Genomic DNA, 24,248 nt, shown 5'->3' with positions numbered 1-24,248 from the left:
TCACTTTGTAACCAAGGAGAGAGTCATGGCAACGCATCGCAGTGAGAAAGATTCAATGGGCGCAATCGACGTCCCGGCAGACAAACTGTGGGGAGCGCAAACCCAGCGATCGCTCGAGCATTTTCGTATTTCAACGGAAAAAATGCCGGTCTCACTGATCCACGCACTGGCGCTGACCAAACGCGCGGCGGCGAAAGTTAATCAGGATTTGGGGTTACTGCCCGAAGAGAAAGCGCGCGCGATCATCGCGGCAGCGGATGAAGTGCTGGCCGGGCAACATCCCGATGAGTTTCCGCTCGCTATCTGGCAGACCGGGTCCGGTACGCAGAGCAACATGAACATGAACGAGGTGCTGGCCAACCGCGGCAGCGAAATCCTCGGCGGCGTACGCGGCATGGAACGCAAGATCCATCCCAATGACGACGTGAATAAAAGCCAGAGTTCCAATGATGTTTTCCCGACAGCGATGCATGTCGCGGCGGTGATTGGCGTGCGTGAGCAACTGATCCCGCAGCTACAGGTGCTGAAAAATACGCTTAATGAGAAAGCCACCGCGTTTGCCGGTATTGTCAAAATCGGCCGTACGCATTTGCAGGACGCGACGCCGCTGACGCTGGGCCAGGAGATCTCCGGCTGGGTGGCGATGCTTGAGCATAACCTTAAACATATCGAACAAAGCTTGCCGCATCTGAGCGAACTGGCGCTTGGCGGCACCGCCGTGGGCACCGGGCTGAATACGCACCCTGAATACGCCGTGCGCGTGGCGCAAGAGCTGGCCAGCTTTACCGGGCAACCCTTTATTACCGCGCCCAACAAATTTGAAGCGCTGGCGACCTGCGATGCACTGGTGCATGCGCATGGCGCGCTGAAAGGGCTGGCCTCTTCGTTAATGAAAATCGCTAACGATGTGCGCTGGCTCGCCTCTGGCCCGCGGTGTGGTATCGGCGAAATCGCCATCCCGGAAAACGAACCGGGTAGCTCGATCATGCCGGGTAAAGTTAACCCCACACAGTGCGAAGCGATGACCATGCTATGCTGCCAGGTGCTGGGCAATGATGTGGCGGTAAATATTGGTGGCGCATCCGGCAACTTTGAGCTGAACGTTTTCCGCCCGATGGTTATCCATAATTTCCTGCAATCGGTGCGTCTGCTGGCGGACGGCATGGAGAGCTTTAACGAGCATTGCGCCGTGGGGATTGAACCCAACCGCGAGCGTATTGATCAACTGCTCAATGAGTCTTTGATGCTGGTGACCGCACTGAATACCCATATCGGCTACGACAAGGCGGCGGAAATTGCCAAAAAAGCGCATAAAGAGGGGCTGACGCTGAAAGCTTCTGCGCTGGCGCTCGGCTACCTGACGGAAGCCGAGTTTGACAGCTGGGTGCGTCCGGAATCAATGGTTGGCAGTTTGAAACAGGCTTAACCCGCCAGATACAGGTGCAGCCGCGGGATGATCAGCGTCAGCGGCTGCGCCTGCGGTTTATAGCGGTGTTGAATAGTTTCCGCGTTGTAATCCAGCAGCTCGCCAATATCCGGAACGGTTCCACCATTCTCTTCTGAAATCAGCGTGATAAGCGGTGTCGGACAGGCATATTGCACCTGCTTTTGTGAACCGGCATACCAGACGCGGGCAATGGGCTGCACTTTCACCGGACGTTTGATTTTCAGCCGCGCCTGTTTTGGCAGGGCGGCGATATCGTTGTACTCCTGCTCAATACGTCCCAGCCACTCTTCTCGCGTCCATGCAGAGACGGCGCGCGGGGATTTCAGGCTTTTTTCCAGTTGCGCCAGTACCTCATCGCGGGTGAGGTTTTTAATAATGTGCTTATTCGCCCAGCCCAAACGGATGGTTGCCGGTGCGCGAATGGCCGTCAGTGTCCGGTAAGCATTTAAAGTGATAAGCCCCGGCAGATGGCGGTGAACCCATTCAAACCGGGCCGCAGGAGCCAGCCCCGATTCCTGAGTGACTATCCGTTCAAAGGTTAATTTCAGCGCGTTCACGGTACTGATGCGTTCAGCCAGCGCGCTAAGCGTGGCCTCATTTGCCTGGTAGCAGATAACGCCCGGCAGCCGCACAGCGGCTTTGCTGCTGCGGTTTTCCGACTGCTGCTGAATAAATAAATGGGTGAAATGATTGAGGGCAAGCGCTGCCGCCTGCTGACCAAGATGTTGTTCGACATGGATCGCGGTAAGCGGGTTGTGTTCCGCGCCTTTGGGGATATCCGGCAGACTAAATACGCGCGCAGCCATTAACCGGCACTCTGCTAACTCGGTTTTTAGCGCAGCCAGTTCCTGTTCCAGCTGCCGGAAGGTGGTGTTGAGGCGTTCGATCAAATCTAAGGCAGCCATTTTGCACTCCATTAGTTACAACATACTTATATTTATAGCACAGTCGCCGGGAGCAGGCCACTGTACGGTTAATGGTCAGGAGGGCAAAACAATGTGGTGGTAAATTGGCCAGTGGAAAGAAAATTTCGCGCCGCCCAGTTCGCTCTGCGCGCAACTGACTTCGCCGCCGAAAGCCTGCGCGATGGAATGCACAATCGCCAGCCCTAACCCGCAGCCGCCGGTCGCGCGGTCGCGGCTGGGATCGAGGCGAACAAAGGGCTCAAACACGCGTTCGCGCTCTTCGGGCGCAATACCGGGGCCATCATCTTCAACGATCATGCAGGCTTGTGAACCTTCGCGTTGTAAGGTGACTTTTATCGTTTGCTGGCTGTAACGCAGGGCGTTATTCACCAGATTATCCAGAACGCGCTCCATCAGACGCATATCCAGCGCGCCATAATCTTCACCCGGCGTTGTTGCCAGCAAAAAGGTGTGCTGCGGGTTCATGCTGCGCGCATCGTCAAGGTAACTGCTGAACCACGCCGGTAGATCCGGGGAGGTGAGTTTCAGTTCGGTCTGCGGGCGATCGAGACGGGCGTAAGTCAGCAACTCTTCAATCAGCGCTTCCAGTTGCCCGATATCGCGATTTAACGCCGCATGCTCGGTTTCGCTGAGGTTTTCGCTCATCTCCAACCGGTAACGCAGCCTGACCAGCGGCGTGCGCAGTTCGTGGGCTATGCCGTCTATAAGGTGCTTTTTACTGGCAATCAGCGCATTGATATTGTCCGCCATCTGGTTAAAGGCGATGCCGAGCCGCTCAAAACTCGAGGCACTGTCAAAATGAATGCGCTCCTCTAAATGCCCCTCGCCGAAGCGTTGTGCTGCCGATTCAAGCCGCAACATCTCCTGCCAGTGCGGGCGCATCCAGATAAATACCGGGAAGGCGAGAGAGATAGCAATTAACGCCATCAATCCCATATCCAGCAGCCGCGTTTCATGCAGGAAAAAGAGATACGGCACCGGACCGACCGCCAAAACATAATGGCTGCGGGGAATACGCTGGATAAAGGTGTATTCCGAATCAAGCGCCACGATATCGCCTTCGCGCAGCCGTTGCGCCGGACGTGGTTCCAGCGTGTATTTGCTCATTGGCTCAATGCGCAGATTAAACGACAGATTGAGATCCAGCTCCTTCAGGGTTCTGGCCCATTGATTGGGCGGGATCTCGCGCAGCTCGCTACGCATCAGGTACAGCGAGCTTTTCATCAGGTCGTCAAGGGACTGGCGGCCAGCGCGCTCGGCGGTGAATTTATAAACCAGACCCACCAGCATCGTCATGACCAGAAAGCAGACGAACAGCAAAAGGTAAAACTGGACGAACAGCTTTTTCATAGCGACACCTGGTTTTGCGTTTTAGTTGTCCCACGCATGCGGGGCAAACAGATAGCCTTTGTTGCGCACGGTTTTAATACGGTAGGGTTCTGTTGCGCTATCGAGCAATTTTTTACGCAGACGGGAAATCGCCACATCAACGCTGCGATCCATGCCATCGTAGCTTACACCACGTAAGTTTTTCAGCAGCGCATCGCGGTCCATAATCTGCCCGGCATGGGTCGCTAATTCCCACAGCAATTCGAAATCGGCGGTGGAGAGGGCAACTTGTTGCCCGGCCAGCAACACCTGACGGTTAACCGGATCGATAGACAAGGTGCCGAAGCTGATTGTCTTATGCTGTTTCAGTGATGGCGTGGCGGGTTCGGCGACGGTATTCACACTACTGCGCTGGCGCAAATGCAAACGCAGACGCGCCAGCAAGACGGCGGGCGGCGTGGTTTTCAGAATGTAATCGTTAGCGCCCATCTCCAGTGAAAGAATATGGTTCATATCACTGTCCAGCGAGGTGAGCAGCACAATCGGGCCGCTCCACTGGTTACGCAGGTCGCGGCACAAGGTCATGCCATCTTTCCCGGGCAGCATGATATCCAGCAGCACCAGTTCGGGTTTTTCGCGGGCGATCACCTCTTCGGCGCGATCGCCACGGGGTTCGACAATGACGTCCATATCGTGTTTGCCCAGATAAGCGGCAATCAGTGCGCCCACTTCCGGGTCATCTTCCACAAAAACGATCTTATTCATAAGCCATCGCGATTGTTCAAAAACGTCAACATACACCGCCTTGCTATAAGCTGCCATTAATCTTTTCTAAACGAAGAGGCTTCCGTTATGCTGTAGGTCGTTGTTGTTGCAGTGATAAAGGGAAAATCATGGGGTTGGTGATTAAAGCGGCTATCGGGGCGCTGGTGGTGGTGTTGATTGGTCTGCTGGCCAAAACAAAAAATTACTATATCGCCGGGTTAATCCCGTTATTTCCGACTTTCGCGCTGATTGCGCACTATATTGTCGCCACCGAGCGTGGCGTTGAGGCGCTGCGCACCACGATCGTGTTCGGCATGTGGGCGATTATTCCCTATTTTATCTATTTACTGTCGCTCTGGTATTTCACCGGTTTGATGCGGGTCTGGCCGGCGCTGGGCTGTGCGGTTATTTGCTGGAGCCTCAGCGCCTGGCTGTTAATTTATTGCTGGAGCCGCCTGCACTAGCGCATCAGCATCCAGGTGGCGGGAACGGCGGCGATTAACAAGGCACCAATCAGCGCTTTTTCATGTTGTTTGAGCATTTCCGTCATCTCATGTGTGCGACGGGCGTACATAAACACCAGCAGTCCCGGTGCGTAGAGCACCACCGACAGCAATAAATGCATCGGACCGGATGCGTACAGCAGCCACAAGCCATACAGGCAAGCGCCAATCGCCACCGCCTGGTGCAAAGGACGCTGCGCGATCTTCCACAGGAATGCGCCGACAAGGAAATAGGGCACCAGAATCATCTCTGACGCGATGGTCAGCAGCGTGTTGTAATCTGAACCGGTGAGCCAAATCAGCACCAGGCAAACCTGCACGCTGATATTGGTCAGCCACAACGAGGCAGCAGGCGCATTGTTTTTATTCTGCCGTGCGAAGATCTTCGGAAACGCTTTATGCGTTGCGGCCAGCAACGGCACTTCCGCCGCCATAATCGTCCAGCTCAGGTACGCGCCGCAGACGGAGACAATCAAACCTGCCGCGATAATGACTTCTCCCCAGCTTCCCAGCAGTTTCACCATCAGACCGGCCATTGACGGATTACGCATTTCCGCCAGTTCCGGGCGCGGGACGACGCCGAGCGAAAGCAGGGTAACCAGCAGGTAGACGGTCAGCGCAGCCAGCACGGCGAGCAGTGTGGCGCGGCCAACATCGTGCTTATTGCGCGCCCGGGCAGAAACCACAACCGCGCCTTCGACCCCAATAAATACCCACAGGGTGATCAGCATGGTGTTTTTCACCTGTTCCCATACCGGAACGCCCAGCGCGATGCCGCTGAAATCAAGGCGGAATTTGTCGAGGTTAAAGGCCAGCGCCGCCAGCACAATAAACAGCCCGAGCGGCACCAGTTTCGCCAGCGTCGCTGCCAGATTGATACTCGCCGCGGTTTGTACGCCGCGCAGAACCAGCGCATGCACAATCCACAATAGTGCGGATGCGCCAACAATCGACTGCCAGGTGTTGCCATCGCCAAACAGGCGCAACGATGGCGTGTCGGTAAAGAAACTCAGGGCGGAAAAGACGATAACCAGATAAGAGACGTTGGCGATAACCGCGCACAGCCAGTAGCCCCAGGCCGAACAAAAGCCAATCAGCTCACCAAAACCTTCACGGGCGTACGTGAATATGCCGCCATCCAGATCCGGGCGAATACGGGTCAGGATCAGCATGGCAAAAGCGAGCAATAAAATCCCCGCCCCGGTGATCATCCAGCCAATGATCAGCGCCGCCGGGCTGGCAACTTCCGCCATATTTTGTGGCAGGCTGAAAACACCAGCGCCCAGCATTGAGCTTAAAACCAGCGCAGTTAATGCGCTAAGGCCAAGTTTCTTTTCCATGGTTATCCTGTCAAAAAAGCAACTAATCCAGAATAATTATTTTGCCGTGGCGCATAAATATGGTGGATATCACTAAGGCGCGGGATTTTACGGAGAGTCGACGGACCATGCAATGAGGTGGGACGACAATTTTACGAAAAAGGGTAAAAAAATAAAAAAGGCGGCCGTAGCCGCCTGATTCATAAATGCAGGTTATTTATACAGATCGGCGCTGATGGTCATGTTGTTACCACTTTCTGACCACTGGCGGGTGATGTGATAGTACTTAGCACCTTTCTGCGCGGCACGTTTGGCGACCTGGTAAGAGATCTCCGTCATGTTGCCATAGTTGCCGGTGAACTTGATGCTGTCGAAAGGCACCATCTGCGCGGCGGTGATTTTATTCACCTCTTCAATTTTTGTTCCGTCAGGCAGCGTGACACTGTAACGACCGCCGGAAGACGACTGAGTTTCGAAGAAACGACCTACACCCACGCCCGCTGTCGCATCGCTGGCGACGCCTGGGATCTCAACTTTTTTGGCTTCTTCTCCGCCTTTAGCCAGCGCGGCGCGGCCAGCATCCGAGTCACGCGGGATAGCATCCGCGCTCTGGATAACGCGTTTTTTCGCGTCGGCTTTATAGATGAAGGCCGTGACGATCTGGTTGCCGCCCTGGTTAGCATCTACCTGGCGAACAATAAAGAAAGAGGCTGCGCCTTTCTCTTTGGCGGCTTTAGTAATTGCGTCGTTCACTTCCGGCTGGGTGCGGAAGAAACCCTGTACGGTCACCGTATCGTACGGCTGAAGCGCAATTGCTTGATCTTTAGGTAACTCGGTCACGCCGTTAATAACACGGAAAGCAGGACGCTCCGCTTTTGCTGCGTCAGCCTTGTATAAATCGACCGTGGCGCGCTGATTACCGCTGTTGCCCGCGTCGGAGGTATCAACAACGTAAAATGATGCGGCACCTTCTTTATCCGCGCGTTTGGATGCTGCGTTAACGACGTCGCCAATGGCATTAAAACGGCCGGTGATCACGATGCGATCGTAAGGTTTTACCGCTGCCGCTTGCTCCGGTGTTAACTCTGTCGCTGCGTTGGCGGTAAATGCCATTGCCGAGAGAAGTGCTGACGCCAGGAGGGTGTACTTAAGCTTCATAAAAATAATCCTTCGCCTTGCGCAAACCATAAACTGGTGTTGTTGTTGGGAAAACGTCGGTGATTATTGCATTTAAACAGCGCAACTGTCTGCGTCATTTTTCACTGACTGTGCTACCGGAAGGGAAATAACGATAACCTTTAGTGATATGTTTAAAAAACAGGCGCTTGACCAGCAAAACCGATAAAGGTTATGACTTTATTAAGTTAATACATTGTTAAAAAGCGCATCTTCGCTGGAGATTAATCGTGTTTTGCCGCTTCGTCTGAGCGGAATATCGGCCTGTATGCGTGAATTTAAGGCAAATAACCTTGCCTGCGGCCTCCGACAGGTAATTTTCACGGATAAATGCATAATTTCTCTTTTCCGGCTGTGGATCACAGGCGTTATTTTCAGTAGGTTATAGAAAGTTTGTTACTGTTTTATTTTCCGCAGCGTTGCGTAAATAACCGCGCCGGAACCACTGACAAACCATCATCTAAAACCGATGGAAGGGAAAACTATGCGTATTGGTGTACCTAAAGAACGGTTGGCCAATGAAACCCGCGTTGCTGCGACGCCGAAAACGGTCGAGCAACTGCTTAAGCTGGGTTTTACCGTCGCGATTGAAAGCGGCGCGGGCAAGCTGGCAAGTTTCGATGACGATGCGTTCGCCCAGGCCGGCGCGACGATTGTCGATGGGAGCAACGTCTGGCACTCGGACGTTATCCTTAAAGTTAACGCGCCGGATGACGAAGAGATCGCGCTGCTTAATCCGGGCACGACGCTGGTGAGTTTTATCTGGCCTGCGCAAAATCCGGCATTAATGGAGAAGCTGGCCGCGCGTAACATTACCGTGATGGCAATGGATTCCGTGCCGCGTATCTCCCGCGCCCAGTCGCTGGATGCGCTGAGCTCAATGGCCAACATTGCGGGATATCGTGCGATTGTTGAAGCGGCGCATGAATTCGGCCGTTTCTTTACCGGGCAGATCACGGCGGCGGGCAAAGTGCCGCCGGCGAAAGTAATGGTGATCGGCGCGGGCGTTGCCGGTCTGGCGGCGATTGGCGCGGCTAACAGCCTTGGGGCCATTGTGCGAGCGTTCGATACGCGCCCTGAAGTCAAAGAGCAGGTGCAGAGTATGGGCGCCGAGTTCCTGGAGCTGGATTTCCAGGAAGAAGCGGGCAGCGGCGACGGTTATGCGAAAGTGATGTCCGAAGCCTTTATCAAAGCAGAAATGGAACTCTTCGCAGCCCAGGCGAAAGATGTCGACATCATTGTCACCACGGCGCTTATCCCGGGGAAACCGGCACCGAAGCTGATCACCCGTGAAATGGTTGACTCCATGAAGCCAGGCAGCGTTATTGTGGATCTTGCTGCGCAAAACGGCGGTAACTGCGAATACACGGTACCGAACGAGGTCAGCACCACCGCCAATGGCGTGAAAGTGATCGGTTATACCGATTTACCAGGCCGTCTGCCTACGCAGTCTTCCCAGCTTTACGGCACCAACCTTGTGAACCTGCTGAAACTGCTGTGCGTTGAAAAAGATGGCAACGTGGTTGTCGATTTCGATGACGTTGTGGTTCGCGGGGTTACCGTGGTTCGCGACGGGGAAGTTACCTGGCCTGCGCCGCCGATTCAGGTTTCTGCACAGCCGCAGACTGCGCCAAAAGCGACTGCGGCACCAAAAGAAGAGGCCAAACCGGTTTCGCCGTGGCGAAAATATGCCTTTATGGCACTGGCGATCATTCTGTTTGGCTGGCTTGCCAATGTTGCACCGAAAGAGTTCCTCGGCCACTTTACCGTTTTCGCGCTGGCTTGCGTGGTCGGTTACTACGTGGTGTGGAACGTCTCGCATGCGCTGCACACGCCGCTGATGTCGGTCACTAACGCCATTTCCGGCATTATCGTGGTCGGCGCGTTGTTGCAGATTGGTCACGGCGGCTGGGTCAGCTTCCTGAGTTTTATTGCGGTACTGATTGCCAGCATTAATATTTTTGGTGGTTTCACCGTCACTCAGCGCATGCTGAAAATGTTCCGGAAGAACTAAGGGGTAACAGATGTCTGGAGGATTAGTTACAGCTGCATACATTGTTGCCGCGATCCTGTTTATTTTCAGCCTGGCGGGACTTTCAAAACACGAAACGTCCCAGCAGGGAAATAACTTTGGTATCGCCGGGATGGCGATTGCGCTGATTGCAACCATCTTTGGCCCGGACACCGGCAATGTCGCCTGGATTTTAGTGGCGATGATTATCGGCGGCGCGATTGGTATTCGCCTGGCGAAGAAAGTTGAAATGACCGAAATGCCAGAGCTGGTGGCCGTGCTGCACAGCTTTGTCGGCCTGGCTGCGGTACTGGTAGGCTTTAACAGCTATCTCGATCACGAAGTGGGACTGGATCCGGTGCTGGTGAATATTCACCTGACGGAAGTGTTCCTCGGCATCTTTATTGGTGCGGTGACCTTCACCGGTTCTATTGTCGCTTTCGGTAAACTGCGCGGGAAAATTTCTTCTAAGCCGCTGATGTTGCCGCATCGCCACAAATTGAACCTGGCGGCGCTGGTGGTTTCCTTCGTACTGCTGCTGGTGTTTGTGCGCACCGAAAGTGTCGGCTTGCAAGTGCTGGCGCTGTTGGTGATGACGATAATTGCGCTGGTGTTTGGCTGGCATCTGGTCGCTTCTATCGGCGGTGCGGATATGCCGGTCGTGGTTTCCATGCTGAACTCCTACTCCGGTTGGGCGGCGGCGGCGGCGGGCTTTATGCTCAGCAATGACCTGCTGATCGTGACCGGTGCGCTGGTCGGTTCTTCCGGTGCGATCCTCTCTTACATTATGTGTAAGGCGATGAACCGCTCCTTTATCAGCGTGATTGCCGGTGGTTTTGGTACGGACGGTTCTTCAACTGGTAGCGATGAAGAGGCGGGCGAGCACCGCGAAATCAATGCCGAAGAGACCGCAGAGCTGCTGAAAAACTCGCATTCGGTCATCATCACCCCGGGCTATGGCATGGCGGTGGCGCAGGCGCAGTATCCGGTGGCGGAAATCACCGAGAAACTACGCGCGCGCGGCGTGAAGGTGCGTTTCGGTATTCACCCGGTTGCCGGACGTTTGCCGGGTCATATGAACGTGCTGCTGGCGGAAGCGAAAGTGCCGTATGACATCGTGCTGGAAATGGACGAAATCAACGATGATTTCGCCGACACCGACACCGTGCTGGTTATCGGTGCGAACGACACGGTTAACCCGGCGGCGCAGGATGATCCTAAGAGTCCGATCGCGGGTATGCCGGTGCTGGAAGTGTGGAAAGCGCAAAACGTGATTGTGTTTAAGCGCTCCATGAACACTGGCTATGCGGGCGTGCAAAACCCCTTGTTCTTCAAAGAGAACACGCAGATGCTGTTTGGCGATGCCAAAGCCAGCGTCGACGCTATCCTCAAAGCGCTGTAATGCGTACCGCCTGAAAAACCGCTCTTCGGAGCGGTTTTTTTTGGTCCGCGTGGACGAAAGCAGAGTGTCTATACTTTTATCTTCATGTTTTTTATGAGGAGGAAGGATGACGTTTTTGTCACGTTTTGACTTCATATCCATAGTGATGCTGCCATCATTCTGGATTGGTCTTGCCACGGTGGTTATTGTTACGCTGGTTGTCTACTGGCTGTTCACCTACTTACTGAATATGGTGCTGAAAGGCGCGCGCAACTGGAGTGAAAAGCAGAGCGGCGTCGGCAGGCTGCAGCATGTTGTGGTGGATATGCTCAGACGCACCAGCAAATTCCTGCTCTTTGTGGCGGCGTTACTCTTCAGCCTGCGGTTTGTCGATCTCCCCGATCACCTGTTTAACACGCTTGGGCACGCCTGGTTTTTAGTGCTGGCGATCCAAATCGCCCTCTGGCTTGATCAGGGCGTGGTGTCGTGGATGCGTCACTTGATGTATTCGCCCAATACCAGTAAAAACCCGGTCACCATGGTGATTGCGGGTCTGCTGCTGCGCATGATGCTGTGGACGATGATGCTGTTATCGATTCTGGCGAATGTCGGGGTCAACATTACCGCGCTGGTCGCCAGCCTTGGCGTGGGCGGTATCGCCATTGCGCTGGCGGTACAAACCATCCTCAGCGATGTTTTCGCCTCGCTTTCTATCGGTTTTGATAAACCTTTTGAGATTGGTGACTTTGTCGTTTTCGGCGACGTTGCCGGCACTATTGAGCATATTGGCCTGAAAACGACGCGTATTCGTAGCCTGAGCGGGGAACAAATCGTCTGCGGTAACGCCATCCTGCTTCAGCAAACGCTTCATAACTACAAACGTATGCAGACCCGGCGCATCGTCTTCACTTTTGGTCTGGCGCTCACTACGCCGCCGGAAAAGCTGCGTAAAGTCGGCGAGATGGTGCGTAGCATCATCACTGATGTTGGCAACACGCGCTTTGACCGCGCCCATTTCCTCGGGTTTGGTACCGATCGGCTGAATTTTGAAGTGGTGCATATCGTCAACTCGGCGGACTACAACACCTACATGGATATCCAGCAAGAAATCAATATCCGCATCATGGAACATCTCGCCGCAGAGGAGATTGAGCTGGCACTGCCGTGCGTAGTGGTGAAAGGGGGAGTGGCTGTCGAAACGCCGCCCGCAGAGCCACAGGGGGAACAAACGGCCGTATAAAAAAACCCGCCTTGCGGCGGGTTGCTTGTTTAATCGTCTTCGTCGTCGTCCAGTTCGACAGGCGTCTGGTACTCATCCGGTTTAATGACCAGTAGGTCGCAGCGCAGATGATCAATCACCTGCTCGGCGGTGTTGCCAAGGAAGGCGGCGGAGATACCGGTGCGCCCGATGGTGCCAAGCACGACAATCCCTGCCTGCAGATGTTCAGCCAGATCCGGGATCACCTCTTCGGGTAACCCTTTTTCCACATGCGTGAGTTTTTCATCAATGCCAAATTTCTGCCGTAACGCTTTCATTGCCAGCAAGTGCTGACCGCGAATGGCGTCGTTGTATACGCTGGGGTCGAATTCCGGCAGTTCAATCGCGATGTTGATAGGCGTTACCGGGTAAGCGCCAACGAGATGAACTTCGGTGTGGTTTACCTGTTCGGCCAGTTGCAGCGTCTCTTTAACCAGCTTTTCATTCAGCGAGTTGTGGTAAATCTCTTCGCTGGCAAGGTTGACTGCGACCACTGCACGTCCGGCTTCCGGCCAGGGTTGGTCTTTCACCATCCACACCGGGCACGGGCATTTACGCAGCAGATGCCAGTCGGTCGGCGTAAAAATAACGGATTCCAGTTTGTCATGCTGGTGGGTCATCTTCAGCAGTAAATCGTGTCCACCTGCCAGAACTTCCTGAATAATGGCTTCGAAGGGACGATTGTGCCAGACCACTTTGATTTCGATTGGCACACCCGCGTCGATATAGTATTTCGCCTGCTCGCGGATCCACGCGGTACGCTGGCTGATGACGCCCTGGCGCATTGCGGTACGCTCGTCTGGGGACAGAAGGGTGGTCATTTCGTAAGAGAAGTCATAGATAGGCAAAAACGCTTTAATGCGGCCGCCAATCCGTTGATGCAAATACACAGCACGTCGTAACGCTGGCTGATCGTCCTGATTGGGATCGATGGCGACCAACATATTCTGATACTTAGCCATACAGGGTCTCCTTACATCTGTCACCACAGTCTGTCAGTAAAAGATAACCCATAAGTGCTGAATGAAACAGGGGAAAGCCTTCGCCAGATCAATAAATCAGATAAATTAATGACCCGGCAAAGGGGATATCAGGCGGGGAAAAAAATCAGGCAACGTTACGCGCATGACCGGCCAGTTGCGCCAGCATGTCGCTATTCTCAATGGTGATATATTTTCCTTTCACCGCCAGCATGCCGCTCTTCTGGAAACGGCCTAACAGACGGCTGATGGTTTCCACCGTCAGACCCAGATAGTTGCCGATGTCGCCACGCGTCATCGTCAGGCGGAATTCACGCGGGGAGAAACCGCGCTGTGCAAAACGGCGTGAGAGGTTATAAATAAATGCCGCCAGGCGTTCTTCTGCATTTTTCTTCGAAAGCAGCAGGATCATATCCTGATCGCCTTTGATCTCGCCGCTCATCAGACGCATCATCTGCTGACGCAGATTGGGCATTTTACCCGAAAGGTCATCCAGCGTTTCGAACGGGATTTCACAGACCATCGATGTTTCAAGTGCCTGCGCGAAGCTCGGATGATGGCCGGTACCAATGGCATCAAAGCCCACCAAATCACCCGCCAGATGGAAACCTGTGATCTGCTCGTCGCCCTGTTCGGTAATGGTGTAGCTTTTGATCGTACCGGAGCGGATAGCGTACAGCGATTTCAATTCATCCCCGGCTTTGAACAAGGTCTGACCTTTCTGGATGGGCTTTTTACGCTCAATGATGTTATCGAGCTGATCCAGCTCGTGTTCATTAAGAGTAAAGGGGATGCAAAGCTGGCTAATGCTGCAATCCTGGCAATGGATTGCACAACCGCCAGACTGAATGCGTCGTATAATTCGCTTTTCCGGGATCATAGGTCTGCTCAACGCCGTAATTGATATTGGTCAATTTTAACAGCTTTTTACTGGCCGCGTAAGCCCGGTAAAACGTCAATTCACGATTTATAAAACGGGAGGCAGAAATGAAAAGAGATGACATTGCACCATCTCTTTGAAATTCCATCATTTCGCTAAGGCTTTTACCACAAAAGAGGGTGAAAAGAACGCTAAATGTGCGTTTTTTCTCACAATAGAAGATACCCTTCATGGCGTAGCAACCACTCTTTTCGCTGCACGCCGCCCGCATATCCCGTCATTGTGCCGTTACTGCCGATAACGCGATGGCAGGGCACGACAATACTCACCGGATTTGAACCATTCGCTGCGCCGACCGCACGCGCGGCACCTGCACGTCCCAGTTTTACCGCCAGTTGACCATAATGCATGACCTGACCACAGGGGATGGTGCGTAGCGCTTGCCACACGTCGCGCTGAAAAGGTGTGCCGCCAGTTGCCGTCGGCAGAGTTTCAATCACTGCCAGATCGCCGTCAAAATAGTCCTGCAATTTTTGGCTTAGCCCGCCCGGATTATGCGCTGCCACGCGCTGGTAACCCTCCCGGCGATAGTGGATATTTAATAACTCAACCATCCGATCGCTGTGTTCTTCCCATTCAACCGCGCGAAGCTGGAATTGTTCATCGCACAGCACCCAAAGCGGGCCAAGCGGCGTGGAAATATTATCTTCAAGTAAAGTCAGCATCTGGCATCCTTTTCAGTGGGCAACGGCGCCAATTTACCAAACGTCCAGCGATGCTGCTATACCCCGAAAGAGACTATATTCTGGGTAAAGAAATAAGCTGGTGAAATAATAGTCAGCGAAGTATGCATTATTTAATAGATGATATATTGCGCTTATTTCGCGAATAAAAAAATAGAGCCTGCCGACATCCGTCAGGCTCTACAGTACACACAGCAGCGCATCCGTTCGTTATTTTTTGCATTTTCATCCTTGCGCGGTAAATATAGTTATAGCGTTCCTTCATCATATTTCCAGTAAGAATTGGTGATTGATTTCACGTTAATTTAACTGAAATTCAGAATATTAATTTTTCTTAAGTTGAGTTTTTCATAACATTACTAAGAGTGATGTTATTGGAATATCGTCCAGGAGAACCATTCGCTATTATTTTTCCGTGTGCAAAATCCATTTTGCCACCAGGCATTGTGAGCGCAGGCCCTGCCAGCTATAGTACGGGGGCTGAAGTAGCCGGAGGACTGCCCTATGAACCCTGACGACAAATTGCTTTTCCTTGACGCCATGGAAGATGTCCAACCCCTGAAGCGCAGTGCCGATGTGCACTGGCAACCGAGCCACAATTCGCGCACGCTACAACGCGTCGACACGCTGCAACTCGACAACTTTCTGACCACCGGGTTTCTTGATATCGTGCCGCTTGATTCACCGCTGGAGTTCAAACGAGAAGGCCTGCAGCAAGGGGTGCTTGATAAATTGCGCCAGGGAAAATATGGCCAACAGGCAAGCCTGAACTTACTGCGCCAGCCGGTCGAACAGTGCCGACAAATGGTGTTTCGTTTTATGTATCATGCGCGCCAGGATGGGCTACGCAATGTGCTTATCATTCATGGTAAAGCGCGTGAAGACGGTTCGCATGCGAATATCATTCGGAGTTATCTGGCGCGCTGGCTACCTGAATTCGATGAGGTTCAGGCGTTTTGCACTGCGCTGCCGCACCACGGCGGAAGTGGCGCTTGCTATGTTGCGATCCGCAAATCTGAGCAGGCGAAACAGGATAACTGGGAACGGCATGCGAAACGCAGCCGTTGAAAATCGCGGTGGTGTCGGATAATTAGTTTGCGAATGATAAATAAAAGGCGGGAACCAGACCGGTTCCCGTTGTTTTTTTAATCGGCATATTCGGCCGCAATAAGAATTTCATTTTGCCGGGTACCCAGCGCGCTTGAAAGATGTTCGGCCTCCATACTATTCAGCTCAATTGAAATATCCTCCTGTCCATCGTTGAAATCGATGTGCAGGCATACACTGCCATTAGATTTCGTCACGGAGATTTGATTTGGAAACAATGCAATATTCTTTTTACCCATCATTAATACCTCTTCAGTATTCGACTAACTCCCTTTGACCTTCCATCGCAGCCAGTACACCATCGGCCAGCGCGAACATTTCATCCTCACCAGGATAAACGACGATTTCAGATGTAATAAAACTGACGCGCTGACGAATAAGTTCGACAATTCTTCTGTTATAGGCAATGCCGCCGGTAATGATGATGGCATCGACCCAACCCTCCAGTACGGCGGCGCACGAGGCGATCTCTTTGGCTATCTGGTAGGCCATGGCTTCCAGAATGTCCTGCGCTTTTTTATTCCCATCCATAATCTGTTGCTCAACGTCACGGATATCCTTGGTGCCGAGATAACCATATACGCCGCCTTCGCCAATCAACTTCTTCTTCAGTTGCGCATACGTGTACTGCCCTGAGAAGCACAGTTTTAATAATTCATAGCTGGGAAGGCGGCCTGCGCGTTCCGGCGAGAATGGCCCATCGCCGCCCAGGGCTGAATTCACATCCACAATACGACCGTCGCGGTGAGCGCCCACGCTGATGCCGCCACCTAAGTGGGCAACGATCAATTTAAGCGTGGAATAGGGGCGGTTTGTTTCCGTGGCATAACGGTGCGCGACAGCTTTTTGATTCAGCGCGTGAAAAGCGCCCACGCGTGAAATCTCCGGCATTCCGGATATTTTTGCTATCGGGTCATATTCGTCGACGACGACAGGATCAACGGTATACGCCATCTCTTCTTTATTTACCGCCCGCGCGAGTTCCCAGGCCAATATGGCACCCAGATTAGAAGCATGTTCACCGTTCAGGCCGACACTGGCATCGTGAATATAGTCATCATTAATACGATAAACACCGCTTTGCAAATGACGAACCAGACCACCGCGCCCGATAAATATATCAATGTCATTTAAGCGAAAACCATGTTCCTGCAATATGTCGAGAATAATCTGTTTGCGAAAGGCTTTTTGATCCAGAATCGTGGAAAAAGCCGCCATCTCTTTTTCATCATGGTTAAATGTGCGGTAAATAAGCTGCGTGCGGTTGTTATATACCGCAATTTTTGTAGACGTTGAACCTGGATTTATCACCAAAATATACATAGTCAGTCCTTGCATTGAGATATCGCACAAGCAATAGCAAAATATTTTGTTTTAGCGCTGTCTGATCGCGAGGTAAATACCACCGGTTTTGTTGTTCCCGTCAGTGTGCTTGCGCTCAATGCTCCGCCAAGCTGCATCACCGTTTTATAAAAGACATTGGCGCTGTTGATATCCGGAAGGATGGCCAGGTCAATATCGCCGCCGACCTGCGAATGCAACCCTTTATGTCGGCAGGATTCTTTATTAAAAGCCAGATCGATGGACAACGGCCCTTCAACAATACAGTTATCATAAGCGATGCCGCTCAGCGCCGCGGCATCCACGGTAGCGGCGATTGCAGGCGTAATATGCTCAACGGCGGCAATCAGCGCGACTTTGGGCACCGCAATACCAACCTGATGCAGGACATTAACCGACTGGGCAATCATCGTGGCTTTATCTCGCTGATCAGGTGTAATAGTGATACCGGCATCAGTGATTGCAAACAGCTTGTGATAATGCGGGCTTTCGATAAACGCTAATTGCGTGACAAGCCGCGATGCCGCAATGCCAGTCTCTTTATTTAAGATCGCTCGCAAATAAATGGCACTATCGACAAGCCCTTTCATTAAAATATGTGCTCGCCCGGATTTAACGACGCTCACCGCCGCTTTGCAGGCTTCTGCTTTATCTGGAATATCAATTATTTCGATATGGCTGATATCAAATTTAAGATGTTCGGCGAGCGAGGTTATTTTATCCCGGCAACCAATCAGAATGGCCTCTGCCAGCCCGTCATTTCTGATCCATTTAATGGCTTCGAGTGCATGAGAATCTTCTGCGGCGGCAACGGCAATTATTTTCGGCCTTTTCCTGCGCGCAAGCTCAACAAACGAACTTAATTTTTCAAGCATGATAAAAAATCCTGAGTCCCCAATATTGCCTCACCAGATGTATCGCCGGTGAGGCCCGGAAATGGCATATCTTTAATACATATGCTGGCCGCCATTGATGGCGATATTGGAGCCGGTAACAAACCCGGCCTTATCACTGGCGAGATACAGGGCCAGTTCGGCGATTTCATCGGCTTCGCCGAGGCGACCAACGGGAATTTGCGCCACAATAGCTTCCAGTACATCGGTGGGGATGGCCTGCATCATCTCGGTGTTGATGTAGCCTGGGGAGATGGTATTAACGGTAATATTTTTACGTGCTACCTCCTGCGCCAGTGCTTTCGTGAAACCATGCACACCCGCTTTGGCGGCAGAATAATTAGTCTGGCCAAACTGTCCTTTCTGACCATTTATCGACGATATATTAATGATGCGCCCGCGCTGGTTAGCCAGCATGTTATCCAGAACGGGTTTGGTCATATTGAACATGCTGTTCAAATTGACCTGAATAACCGCATCCCATTGCGATTTATCCATTTTTTTAAAGGTTGCATCGCGGGTAATACCCGCGTTGTTTACCAGAACATCGATATGACCATATTGCTTCAGCAGTGTACCGACCGTGTCCTGACACTGCGCGTAATCGCTGACGTCACAGCGAATAGCGTCGGCTTTGGCAAACCCTGCTTCTCGCTGGATCTCAACCCACTCTTTCAGGCGATCCGCATCCGTATCAATGGCGATAACCTGGTAATGCTCCAGCAGAAAGCGAAGGCTGATTTTTCCACCAATACCGCGGATCCCACCGGTCACAAGCGCAACTTTACCCATCATCATTTCCTCACGTTAAATAACATTCTTCATCGCGGCGTTATTCCATTTCGACGGTGACGGCGATGCCCATGCCACCGCCGATGCACAGCGTTGCCAGACCTTTTTTGCTTTTTCTGCGCTGCATTTCATGGAGCAAAGAGACAAAAATCCGCGTGCCGGATGCACCGATAGGGTGGCCGAGCGCAATCGCGCCGCCATTGACATTCACTCTGGAGAGATCCCAGCCCATTTCCCGGTTGACGGCGATGGCCTGAGCGGCGAAGGCTTCATTGGCTTCGATAAGATCCAACTCATCAACCTGCCAGTTCGACCTGGTCAGCGCATGACGAGACGCCGTGATGGGGCCGGTTCCCATTATTTCTGGCAAGACGCCTGAAGTACCGAACGCCACGATCCTGGCCTGCGGCTTGATCCCCAGCTCACGCGCTTTTTTCGCCGTTGCCAGGATAACCATTGCTGCACCATCGTTAACGCCAGAGGCATTACCGGCGGTAACGGTGCCATCGGTTTTAAAAGCTGGTCGGAGTTTGGCTAAGCCTTCACGCGATGTTTGCGGACGGGGAAATTCATCGGTATCAAACAGGGCGGGTTCTTTACGAGGGCGGGTGATGTCAACCGGAACAATTTCACTGGCAAAATGATGTGTTTCTAACGCGATTGCTGCTTTGTGTTGTGACGCAAGGGCGAAAGCATCCTGTTCTTCACGTGTGATCGCATATTTTTTGGCCACATTCTCGGCCGTGATCCCCATGTGATAATCATGAAAAGCATCCCAGAGGCCATCCTTCACCATGCTGTCCAGCATTGGCCAGTTACCCATTTTCATGCCGCTGCGTGAATGGGGTAAAACATGCGGTGCCTGGCTCATACTTTCTTGCCCTCCGGCAATAATTAATTCGGCATCACCACATTTCAGCGCCTGCCATGCCAGTTGCAGCGCTTTTAACCCCGAGCCACACACTTTATTAATTGTCAACGCCGGAACATCGACAGGAATACCTCCCTGAATTAACGTCTGGCGCGCCGGATTTTGCCCGCTGCCTGCGGTAAGCACCTGGCCGATAATAACTTCATCGATCTCTTTTGTTGCAATGCCTGTTTTTTTCAGAAGCGCTTTAATCACCGTGGCGCCTAATTGCGGCGCACTAATCTCAGCAAGCGCTCCATTTAGTACGCCGATAGCAGTTCTTGCACAATCAAGAACGACAATATCCGTGTCCTTCATTTGTATTACCTTTTGATTTAAATGATTCAACTATTAATGCGCAGAGATTTTTCTACAGTATTGATATGCGTCAATACTTAAAAGTTGTTAACAATGGCGTTAAAATTACAATGTTTCTTATTTTTCTGTAATTAACCTTATTTACTGCATTTGCCTGGTGGTTTTTTCATTCATCATTAATTCATTGGCCATGATCTTTTTCTTAAACTTTAATAAGGATTGCGTGTAGATCTTTCTTGTTGGCACCGGAGGTATCTTATTGATAAAACGCTTTCTTCTCCTCGGGTAGCTACGGGGGTGGCGCTGTATGGCAATTTTCGACTTAAGTAAAAAATCTAATTTAAGGGGCAGTTTACACATACTCTGTATCTGAAAAGATAAATATAAATCCATTCTTATAGCTAATGACAATTCTATGGGGGTTGACGAGGTTGGGGGAAAAAGGTGTATATGGATACAATTAGTTGTTTCTCTAAATGCTTCCGTTAAACGCTTTCAAAATATATCTGAAAAGGACGTGTGCTTTATGGTTAATTCAATCCACAATTTGCATATTGGTCAGTGTGCAGAGTTTAAAAAAACATTGACGGATAATGACGTCGCAGATTTTGCATTGGCATCTGGCGATACCAATCCCGTTCATCTGGATGAGAGTGCAGGGCGGGAAAGTATATTCGGGCAACGTGTTGTTCATGGTATTTTGGTAAGTGGGCTCATCTCGGCGGTAATTGCTAATAAACTGCCCGGCAACGGTTCTATTTATCTTGGCCAGGATCTCAAATTTATTAAGCCAACATTTATTGGCGATACGATTACGGCGACGGCGGAAGTTATCGCGATTAATTGCGAAAAAAACCGGGTGCGGCTCAAAACCACGTGCACCAATCAGCATGGGGATAAGGTTATTGTCGGTGAAGCCGTCGTTCTGCCGCCGCTGGAAAAAGCGCTGGCTGAGGAGGTGAACTGATGGAGCTTATTATTCAAGGCAATGTGGCTAAAAACTGCCATCCTGAAGGTTTACGCCAGGGCATTGATAAACAAATTAACTATGTTGAGTCGCATGGGGAAATCTATGGTCCGCGCAAGGTGTTGGTGATTGGTGCCTCTTCCGGATATGGGCTGGCCTCACGCATTGCGGTGGCCTTTGGTGGCGGTGCCGATACGATTGGCGTTTCATTTGAAAAAAGTCCGGGCGAAAAAGGTATAGGCAGCGCCGGATGGTATAACAATATTTTTTTTCGTCGCCGGGCGCATGAGAAAGGGCTTATCGCGAAAAATTTTATCGCGGATGCTTTTTCCGATACGACCCGCAACGACGTGATTGCATACATCAAGCAGGAGTTTGGCGGCAGCATTGATCTGCTTGTCTATTCGGTTGCCTCTGGCGTGCGAATTTGCCCGGATGGTACGCGCTACACCTCGACGCTTGGCGTGCGCGGGCAAGCCTTTTCCGGCCCGGGTTTTGACCTGGAAACCCGCAAGATGGTGAATCAGACGCTGGAACCGGTGACCGAACAACAACTTGCCGATACGGTAAAAGTTATGGGTGGGGAAGACTGGCAACGCTGGATTGATATGTTATCGGCGGCTGGTGTGCTGGCTGAGGGGTTCAAAACGGTGGCGTACTCTTATACTGGCCCGAAATCAACGTGGCCGCTCTATAAAGAGGGCGCGTTAGGCGCGGCGAAAGCCCATCTGCACGCAACAGCCGACCAGCTTGACGCACAGCTCCAGCGCATTAATGGTCATGCCTATGCGGTGGTGTGCAAAGCGCTGGTGACCAAAGCCAGCGCCTTTATCCCTATGTTTCCGTTATATATTACCTTGCTGTACAAGGTAATGAAGCAGAAGCGGTTGCATGAAACCTGCATCGAGCAGATGCACAGACTGATGTTGAACCACCTTTACCCACCAATGGGCAACGTCGTAACGGATGAGGAGCGGCGGATCCGCCTTGATGATTTCGAGCTGCGCCCGGATGTTCAGCAAGCCGTGGAGTTGCTAAGAAAACGGGTCACCACCGAGAACTTTAAAACCGTTGGTGACTTTGCCGGGTATCTTGCCGAGTTTTACGCGCTGAATGGCTTCTCAATGCCGGACGTGGACTACTCCTCTGAGCTGGATCTGCGCCAGCTGGTAAAAGAGTACAGCCATGCATAAGCATGGCTGATATGACAAATGCGCCAGTCTGTCGGCGCATTTGTTGATGAAAATCGCGGTCGGTTATGGTTTCTGTACGGTCTTTATTTCACGACAGGCAGATCGGAATAGCGTGTGGTGTAGGCGGGGGAAAGCATGTCGCGTTTCATCGCCCAGTTTTTTTCAATTCCCTGTCCTGCAAACCAGACGCTTCCTCTCCCCGATGTATTTAAACGATCAATGGTTTCCATCAGCGCTGCGCTGTTCGCGTAGGGGCGATTCTCATCAAACAGATTGAGTTGGGCAACGCCGCTGCTGAAAAAATCTGAAAGCATCACGCCAGCCTTCATATAACGATGCCCCTCCCGCCATATCTGATCCAGCGAGCTTGTCGCAGCACGGATAATGTCGCGCGTATCATTAGTCGGCGTCATCAACGTCACGGATGCCTGATTTCCGTAGTAAATACGATTATCCGCATGCGGGCTGGTACGAATAAAGACGCTGATGAAGCGGCAGAACTGATGTTCCGCGCGTAACTTCTCTGCCGCGCGTTCAGCATAGGCGCAAATGGCCTGATGCATATCTGAATACTGCGTGATCCGCTTGCCAAAAGAGCGGCTACAGATAATTTGCTGCTTGGTGGGGGGAAATTCATCAAATGCCAGACATGATTCGCCGCGCAGTTCCCGCACGGTTCGTTCCAGCACAACATTGAAGTGTTTACGGATAACCCAGGTTGAACTGTCGGCAAGTTGCAGCGCATTTTCAATGCCCATTAACGCCAGCTTTTTACTGATGCGACGTCCCACGCCCCAGACCTCATGTATCGGCACGTGAAACAGTAACTTACGTTGCCGCTCCCGGGAGGAAATATCCACAACTCCCCCGGCGCTGGCCCATCTTTTGGCGGCGTAATTGGCCACCTTGGCGAGGGTTTTCGTTGGGGCAATGCCAACGCCCGTTGTCAGCCCGGTATTTTTCAAAATCTGATTACGGATCTGATGGCCGAATGCCTCAAGTGAAATACAGTTTGATACGCCAGACAGATCGATAAAAGCCTCATCAATAGAATAAAGCTCGACGGAGGGGGTGATTTCAGCCAGCGTCGACATGACACGATTGCTGAGGTCGGCATACAGCGCATAATTTGAGCTAAACACCGTCACGCGCTGACGATGAAGCTCATCTTTGATTTTGAAATAAGGCGCGGCCATGTCTATGCCCAGTTTCTTTGCCTCACGCGATCGCGAAATAATGCACCCATCGTTGTTGGATACGACAACGACAGGTTTCCCCTGCAGATCCGGGCGAAACAGCGTCTCGCAGGAGGCGTAGAAGTTATTCACATCAACAAGCGCGAACATGTCGATTTGACTTCAACGTAAATGTCACGACGCCAAAGATCTGCAACTCTTCCTCGGCCTGGAAAACAATCGGCGCATAATGAACATTATGCGGGATGAGCTGGAGAACAGGGCGGGTTCGCAACTCCTTCACCGTGAATTCCCCGGCAACCGCCGCAACAACAATATCACCGTGCACTGGGGTTAATGAGCGATCAACCACCAGCAAATCACCATCGCTAATCCCCGCACCGATCATCGAATCCCCGCTTACCCTGACAAAGTAAGTCGCGCTGGGGTGTTTCACCACCAGCTTGTTTAAATCAAGCCGCTCTTCGACATAATCCTGCGCCGGGCTTGGGAAGCCACAAGGAACGCGCTCAGCAAAGAGCGGAAGGGGAATGAGGCGATCACTCTCGGTCGATGGGATGAACTGCATGATGATGAACCCGGTTAACTGTGTTTATATACAGTATTGCTAAATTCTGTCACTGATCAAGAGGCGAAGCGGGCCGCATTCAGGAAATGTTTGAAGTAGCAAAGAATTTAGCTAAAAACGTTGCCATTCTATATTGATGGCCCTTACCAATATCATTTTAAAACCACTGGCTTAATAACCCGGCGTACAACACCGGATTACTTGCTGCCAAAAAATGCGGGGAAATAGCGCAGCATCAGAAATTC

General features: G+C 52.0%; 23 protein-coding genes. 8 read left to right on the top strand and 15 right to left on the bottom strand.

The features are described from left to right. Positions 1-25: 25 nt before the first annotated feature. Positions 26-1,426: a class II fumarate hydratase gene (gene fumC / locus AAIG26_RS03690; protein ID WP_343179682.1), complete on the top strand. Its 1,401-nt coding sequence runs from the start codon at positions 26-28 to the stop codon at positions 1,424-1,426. Here fumC and tus read toward each other — a convergent pair. The 3 genes from tus to rstA form a co-directional block, all read right to left on the bottom strand. Continuing rightward, positions 1,423-2,352: a DNA replication terminus site-binding protein gene (tus, locus tag AAIG26_RS03685; protein ID WP_343179681.1), complete on the bottom strand. Its 930-nt coding sequence runs from the start codon at positions 2,350-2,352 to the stop codon at positions 1,423-1,425. The two genes, fumC and tus, sit on opposite strands and share 4 nt — an antisense overlap. A 75-nt stretch (positions 2,353-2,427) precedes the next feature. After that, a complete protein-coding gene (gene rstB / locus AAIG26_RS03680) occupies positions 2,428-3,723 on the bottom strand; it encodes a two-component system sensor histidine kinase RstB (RefSeq protein WP_016496253.1) in 1,296 nt (431 codons plus the stop codon). Between the two features lie 21 nt (positions 3,724-3,744). Continuing rightward, complete coding sequence (gene rstA / locus AAIG26_RS03675; protein WP_269230885.1) at positions 3,745-4,467, bottom strand: two-component system response regulator RstA; 723 nt, start codon at positions 4,465-4,467, stop codon at positions 3,745-3,747. A 128-nt stretch (positions 4,468-4,595) separates the two neighbouring features. Between rstA and AAIG26_RS03670 the strand changes: the two genes are divergently transcribed. Continuing rightward, positions 4,596-4,931, top strand: a complete 336-nt coding sequence (locus AAIG26_RS03670) for a GlpM family protein (RefSeq protein ID WP_016496251.1) — start codon at positions 4,596-4,598, stop codon at positions 4,929-4,931. Here AAIG26_RS03670 and AAIG26_RS03665 read toward each other — a convergent pair. Next, complete coding sequence (locus AAIG26_RS03665; protein ID WP_343179680.1) at positions 4,928-6,310, bottom strand: amino acid permease; 1,383 nt, start codon at positions 6,308-6,310, stop codon at positions 4,928-4,930. The two genes, AAIG26_RS03670 and AAIG26_RS03665, sit on opposite strands and share 4 nt — an antisense overlap. A gap of 192 nt (positions 6,311-6,502) precedes the next feature. Next, the gene (ydgH, locus tag AAIG26_RS03660) at positions 6,503-7,447 is read right to left on the bottom strand and encodes a DUF1471 family protein YdgH (RefSeq protein WP_016496249.1); all 945 of its coding nucleotides are present in this window, start codon (positions 7,445-7,447) and stop codon (positions 6,503-6,505) included. A 502-nt stretch (positions 7,448-7,949) separates the two neighbouring features. Between ydgH and pntA the strand changes: the two genes are divergently transcribed. The 3 genes from pntA to AAIG26_RS03645 all read left to right on the top strand — a co-directional run bounded on the left by pntA (position 7,950) and on the right by AAIG26_RS03645 (position 12,097). Beyond that, complete coding sequence (gene pntA, locus AAIG26_RS03655; protein WP_045513440.1) at positions 7,950-9,479, top strand: Re/Si-specific NAD(P)(+) transhydrogenase subunit alpha; 1,530 nt, start codon at positions 7,950-7,952, stop codon at positions 9,477-9,479. Between the two features lie 10 nt (positions 9,480-9,489). Further along, entirely contained in the window at positions 9,490-10,878 is a 1,389-nt protein-coding gene (gene pntB, locus AAIG26_RS03650; RefSeq protein WP_016496247.1) for a Re/Si-specific NAD(P)(+) transhydrogenase subunit beta, read from the top strand. Between the two features lie 106 nt (positions 10,879-10,984). Next, entirely contained in the window at positions 10,985-12,097 is a 1,113-nt protein-coding gene (locus AAIG26_RS03645) for a mechanosensitive ion channel family protein (RefSeq protein ID WP_016496246.1), read from the top strand. Between the two features lie 29 nt (positions 12,098-12,126). Here the strand turns inward: AAIG26_RS03645 and uspE are convergent, their stop codons facing one another. The 3 genes from uspE to ogt form a co-directional block, all read right to left on the bottom strand. Next, positions 12,127-13,077: a universal stress protein UspE gene (uspE, locus tag AAIG26_RS03640; protein WP_016496245.1), complete on the bottom strand. Its 951-nt coding sequence runs from the start codon at positions 13,075-13,077 to the stop codon at positions 12,127-12,129. A gap of 145 nt (positions 13,078-13,222) precedes the next feature. Continuing rightward, positions 13,223-13,975 carry a fumarate/nitrate reduction transcriptional regulator Fnr gene (gene fnr / locus AAIG26_RS03635; RefSeq protein WP_016496244.1) on the bottom strand — a complete coding sequence of 251 codons (753 nt, stop codon included), beginning with the start codon at positions 13,973-13,975 and terminating at the stop codon, positions 13,223-13,225. 209 nt (positions 13,976-14,184) lie between these two features. Next, positions 14,185-14,700 (bottom strand): methylated-DNA--[protein]-cysteine S-methyltransferase, encoded by a 516-nt coding sequence (ogt, locus tag AAIG26_RS03630; RefSeq protein WP_016496243.1) that lies wholly within the window; start codon positions 14,698-14,700, stop codon positions 14,185-14,187. 522 nt (positions 14,701-15,222) lie between these two features. Between ogt and smrA the strand changes: the two genes are divergently transcribed. Continuing rightward, a complete protein-coding gene (smrA, locus tag AAIG26_RS03625; RefSeq protein ID WP_016496242.1) occupies positions 15,223-15,786 on the top strand; it encodes a DNA endonuclease SmrA in 564 nt (187 codons plus the stop codon). Positions 15,787-15,863: 77 nt separating this feature from the next. Here the strand turns inward: smrA and AAIG26_RS03620 are convergent, their stop codons facing one another. The 5 genes from AAIG26_RS03620 to AAIG26_RS03600 form a co-directional block, all read right to left on the bottom strand. Continuing rightward, complete coding sequence (locus AAIG26_RS03620; RefSeq protein WP_343179679.1) at positions 15,864-16,067, bottom strand: hypothetical protein; 204 nt, start codon at positions 16,065-16,067, stop codon at positions 15,864-15,866. Between the two features lie 10 nt (positions 16,068-16,077). Beyond that, entirely contained in the window at positions 16,078-17,148 is a 1,071-nt protein-coding gene (buk, locus tag AAIG26_RS03615; RefSeq protein WP_269230891.1) for a butyrate kinase, read from the bottom strand. Between the two features lie 2 nt (positions 17,149-17,150). Next, positions 17,151-18,041 (bottom strand): phosphate acyltransferase, encoded by an 891-nt coding sequence (locus AAIG26_RS03610; RefSeq protein ID WP_343179678.1) that lies wholly within the window; start codon positions 18,039-18,041, stop codon positions 17,151-17,153. 72 nt (positions 18,042-18,113) lie between these two features. After that, complete coding sequence (phbB, locus tag AAIG26_RS03605; protein WP_313625580.1) at positions 18,114-18,851, bottom strand: acetoacetyl-CoA reductase; 738 nt, start codon at positions 18,849-18,851, stop codon at positions 18,114-18,116. 40 nt (positions 18,852-18,891) lie between these two features. Continuing rightward, positions 18,892-20,079 carry an acetyl-CoA C-acetyltransferase gene (locus AAIG26_RS03600; RefSeq protein WP_343179677.1) on the bottom strand — a complete coding sequence of 396 codons (1,188 nt, stop codon included), beginning with the start codon at positions 20,077-20,079 and terminating at the stop codon, positions 18,892-18,894. Positions 20,080-20,605: 526 nt separating this feature from the next. On the opposite strand from AAIG26_RS03600, the gene AAIG26_RS03595 reads away from it, so the two are divergent. Continuing rightward, the gene (locus AAIG26_RS03595; protein WP_016496235.1) at positions 20,606-21,046 is read left to right on the top strand and encodes a MaoC family dehydratase; all 441 of its coding nucleotides are present in this window, start codon (positions 20,606-20,608) and stop codon (positions 21,044-21,046) included. Beyond that, positions 21,046-22,239, top strand: a complete 1,194-nt coding sequence (fabV, locus tag AAIG26_RS03590) for an enoyl-ACP reductase FabV (protein ID WP_016496234.1) — start codon at positions 21,046-21,048, stop codon at positions 22,237-22,239. Before AAIG26_RS03595 ends, fabV begins: the two co-directional genes overlap by 1 nt. Before the next feature lie 83 nt (positions 22,240-22,322). Here the strand turns inward: fabV and umuC are convergent, their stop codons facing one another. Then, on the bottom strand, positions 22,323-23,585 hold the full coding sequence (gene umuC, locus AAIG26_RS03585; RefSeq protein ID WP_045513413.1) for a translesion error-prone DNA polymerase V subunit UmuC: 1,263 nt from the start codon (positions 23,583-23,585) through the stop codon (positions 22,323-22,325). Then, positions 23,569-24,003, bottom strand: a complete 435-nt coding sequence (umuD, locus tag AAIG26_RS03580; protein WP_016496232.1) for a translesion error-prone DNA polymerase V autoproteolytic subunit — start codon at positions 24,001-24,003, stop codon at positions 23,569-23,571. The genes umuC and umuD overlap by 17 nt, the downstream gene beginning before the upstream one ends. Positions 24,004-24,248 lie beyond the last annotated feature (245 nt).

It is taken from the genome of Kosakonia sp. PSU_27 (genome assembly GCF_039409795.1).
Lineage (GTDB): Bacteria > Pseudomonadota > Gammaproteobacteria > Enterobacterales > Enterobacteriaceae > Kosakonia.
The sequence above is the reverse complement of the archived record's forward strand: the minus strand, read 5'-3'. Positions and strand labels throughout refer to the sequence as shown.

Coding starts and splice junctions, on each gene's coding strand:
- fumC (WP_343179682.1), top strand. CDS start 26: ATGGCAACGCATCGCAGTGAGAAAGATTCAATGGGCGCAATCGACGTC.
- tus (WP_343179681.1), bottom strand. CDS start 2,352: ATGGCTGCCTTAGATTTGATCGAACGCCTCAACACCACCTTCCGGCAG.
- AAIG26_RS03610 (WP_343179678.1), bottom strand. CDS start 18,041: ATGCTTGAAAAATTAAGTTCGTTTGTTGAGCTTGCGCGCAGGAAAAGG.
- fnr (WP_016496244.1), bottom strand. CDS start 13,975: ATGATCCCGGAAAAGCGAATTATACGACGCATTCAGTCTGGCGGTTGT.
- pntA (WP_045513440.1), top strand. CDS start 7,950: ATGCGTATTGGTGTACCTAAAGAACGGTTGGCCAATGAAACCCGCGTT.
- ydgH (WP_016496249.1), bottom strand. CDS start 7,447: ATGAAGCTTAAGTACACCCTCCTGGCGTCAGCACTTCTCTCGGCAATG.
- rstA (WP_269230885.1), bottom strand. CDS start 4,467: ATGAATAAGATCGTTTTTGTGGAAGATGACCCGGAAGTGGGCGCACTG.
- AAIG26_RS03600 (WP_343179677.1), bottom strand. CDS start 20,079: ATGAAGGACACGGATATTGTCGTTCTTGATTGTGCAAGAACTGCTATC.
- AAIG26_RS03645 (WP_016496246.1), top strand. CDS start 10,985: ATGACGTTTTTGTCACGTTTTGACTTCATATCCATAGTGATGCTGCCA.
- pntB (WP_016496247.1), top strand. CDS start 9,490: ATGTCTGGAGGATTAGTTACAGCTGCATACATTGTTGCCGCGATCCTG.
- ogt (WP_016496243.1), bottom strand. CDS start 14,700: ATGCTGACTTTACTTGAAGATAATATTTCCACGCCGCTTGGCCCGCTT.
- AAIG26_RS03665 (WP_343179680.1), bottom strand. CDS start 6,310: ATGGAAAAGAAACTTGGCCTTAGCGCATTAACTGCGCTGGTTTTAAGC.
- AAIG26_RS03670 (WP_016496251.1), top strand. CDS start 4,596: ATGGGGTTGGTGATTAAAGCGGCTATCGGGGCGCTGGTGGTGGTGTTG.
- AAIG26_RS03620 (WP_343179679.1), bottom strand. CDS start 16,067: ATGATGGGTAAAAAGAATATTGCATTGTTTCCAAATCAAATCTCCGTG.
- umuD (WP_016496232.1), bottom strand. CDS start 24,003: ATGCAGTTCATCCCATCGACCGAGAGTGATCGCCTCATTCCCCTTCCG.
- smrA (WP_016496242.1), top strand. CDS start 15,223: ATGAACCCTGACGACAAATTGCTTTTCCTTGACGCCATGGAAGATGTC.
- umuC (WP_045513413.1), bottom strand. CDS start 23,585: ATGTTCGCGCTTGTTGATGTGAATAACTTCTACGCCTCCTGCGAGACG.
- fabV (WP_016496234.1), top strand. CDS start 21,046: ATGGAGCTTATTATTCAAGGCAATGTGGCTAAAAACTGCCATCCTGAA.
- uspE (WP_016496245.1), bottom strand. CDS start 13,077: ATGGCTAAGTATCAGAATATGTTGGTCGCCATCGATCCCAATCAGGAC.
- phbB (WP_313625580.1), bottom strand. CDS start 18,851: ATGGGTAAAGTTGCGCTTGTGACCGGTGGGATCCGCGGTATTGGTGGA.
- rstB (WP_016496253.1), bottom strand. CDS start 3,723: ATGAAAAAGCTGTTCGTCCAGTTTTACCTTTTGCTGTTCGTCTGCTTT.
- buk (WP_269230891.1), bottom strand. CDS start 17,148: ATGTATATTTTGGTGATAAATCCAGGTTCAACGTCTACAAAAATTGCG.
- AAIG26_RS03595 (WP_016496235.1), top strand. CDS start 20,606: ATGGTTAATTCAATCCACAATTTGCATATTGGTCAGTGTGCAGAGTTT.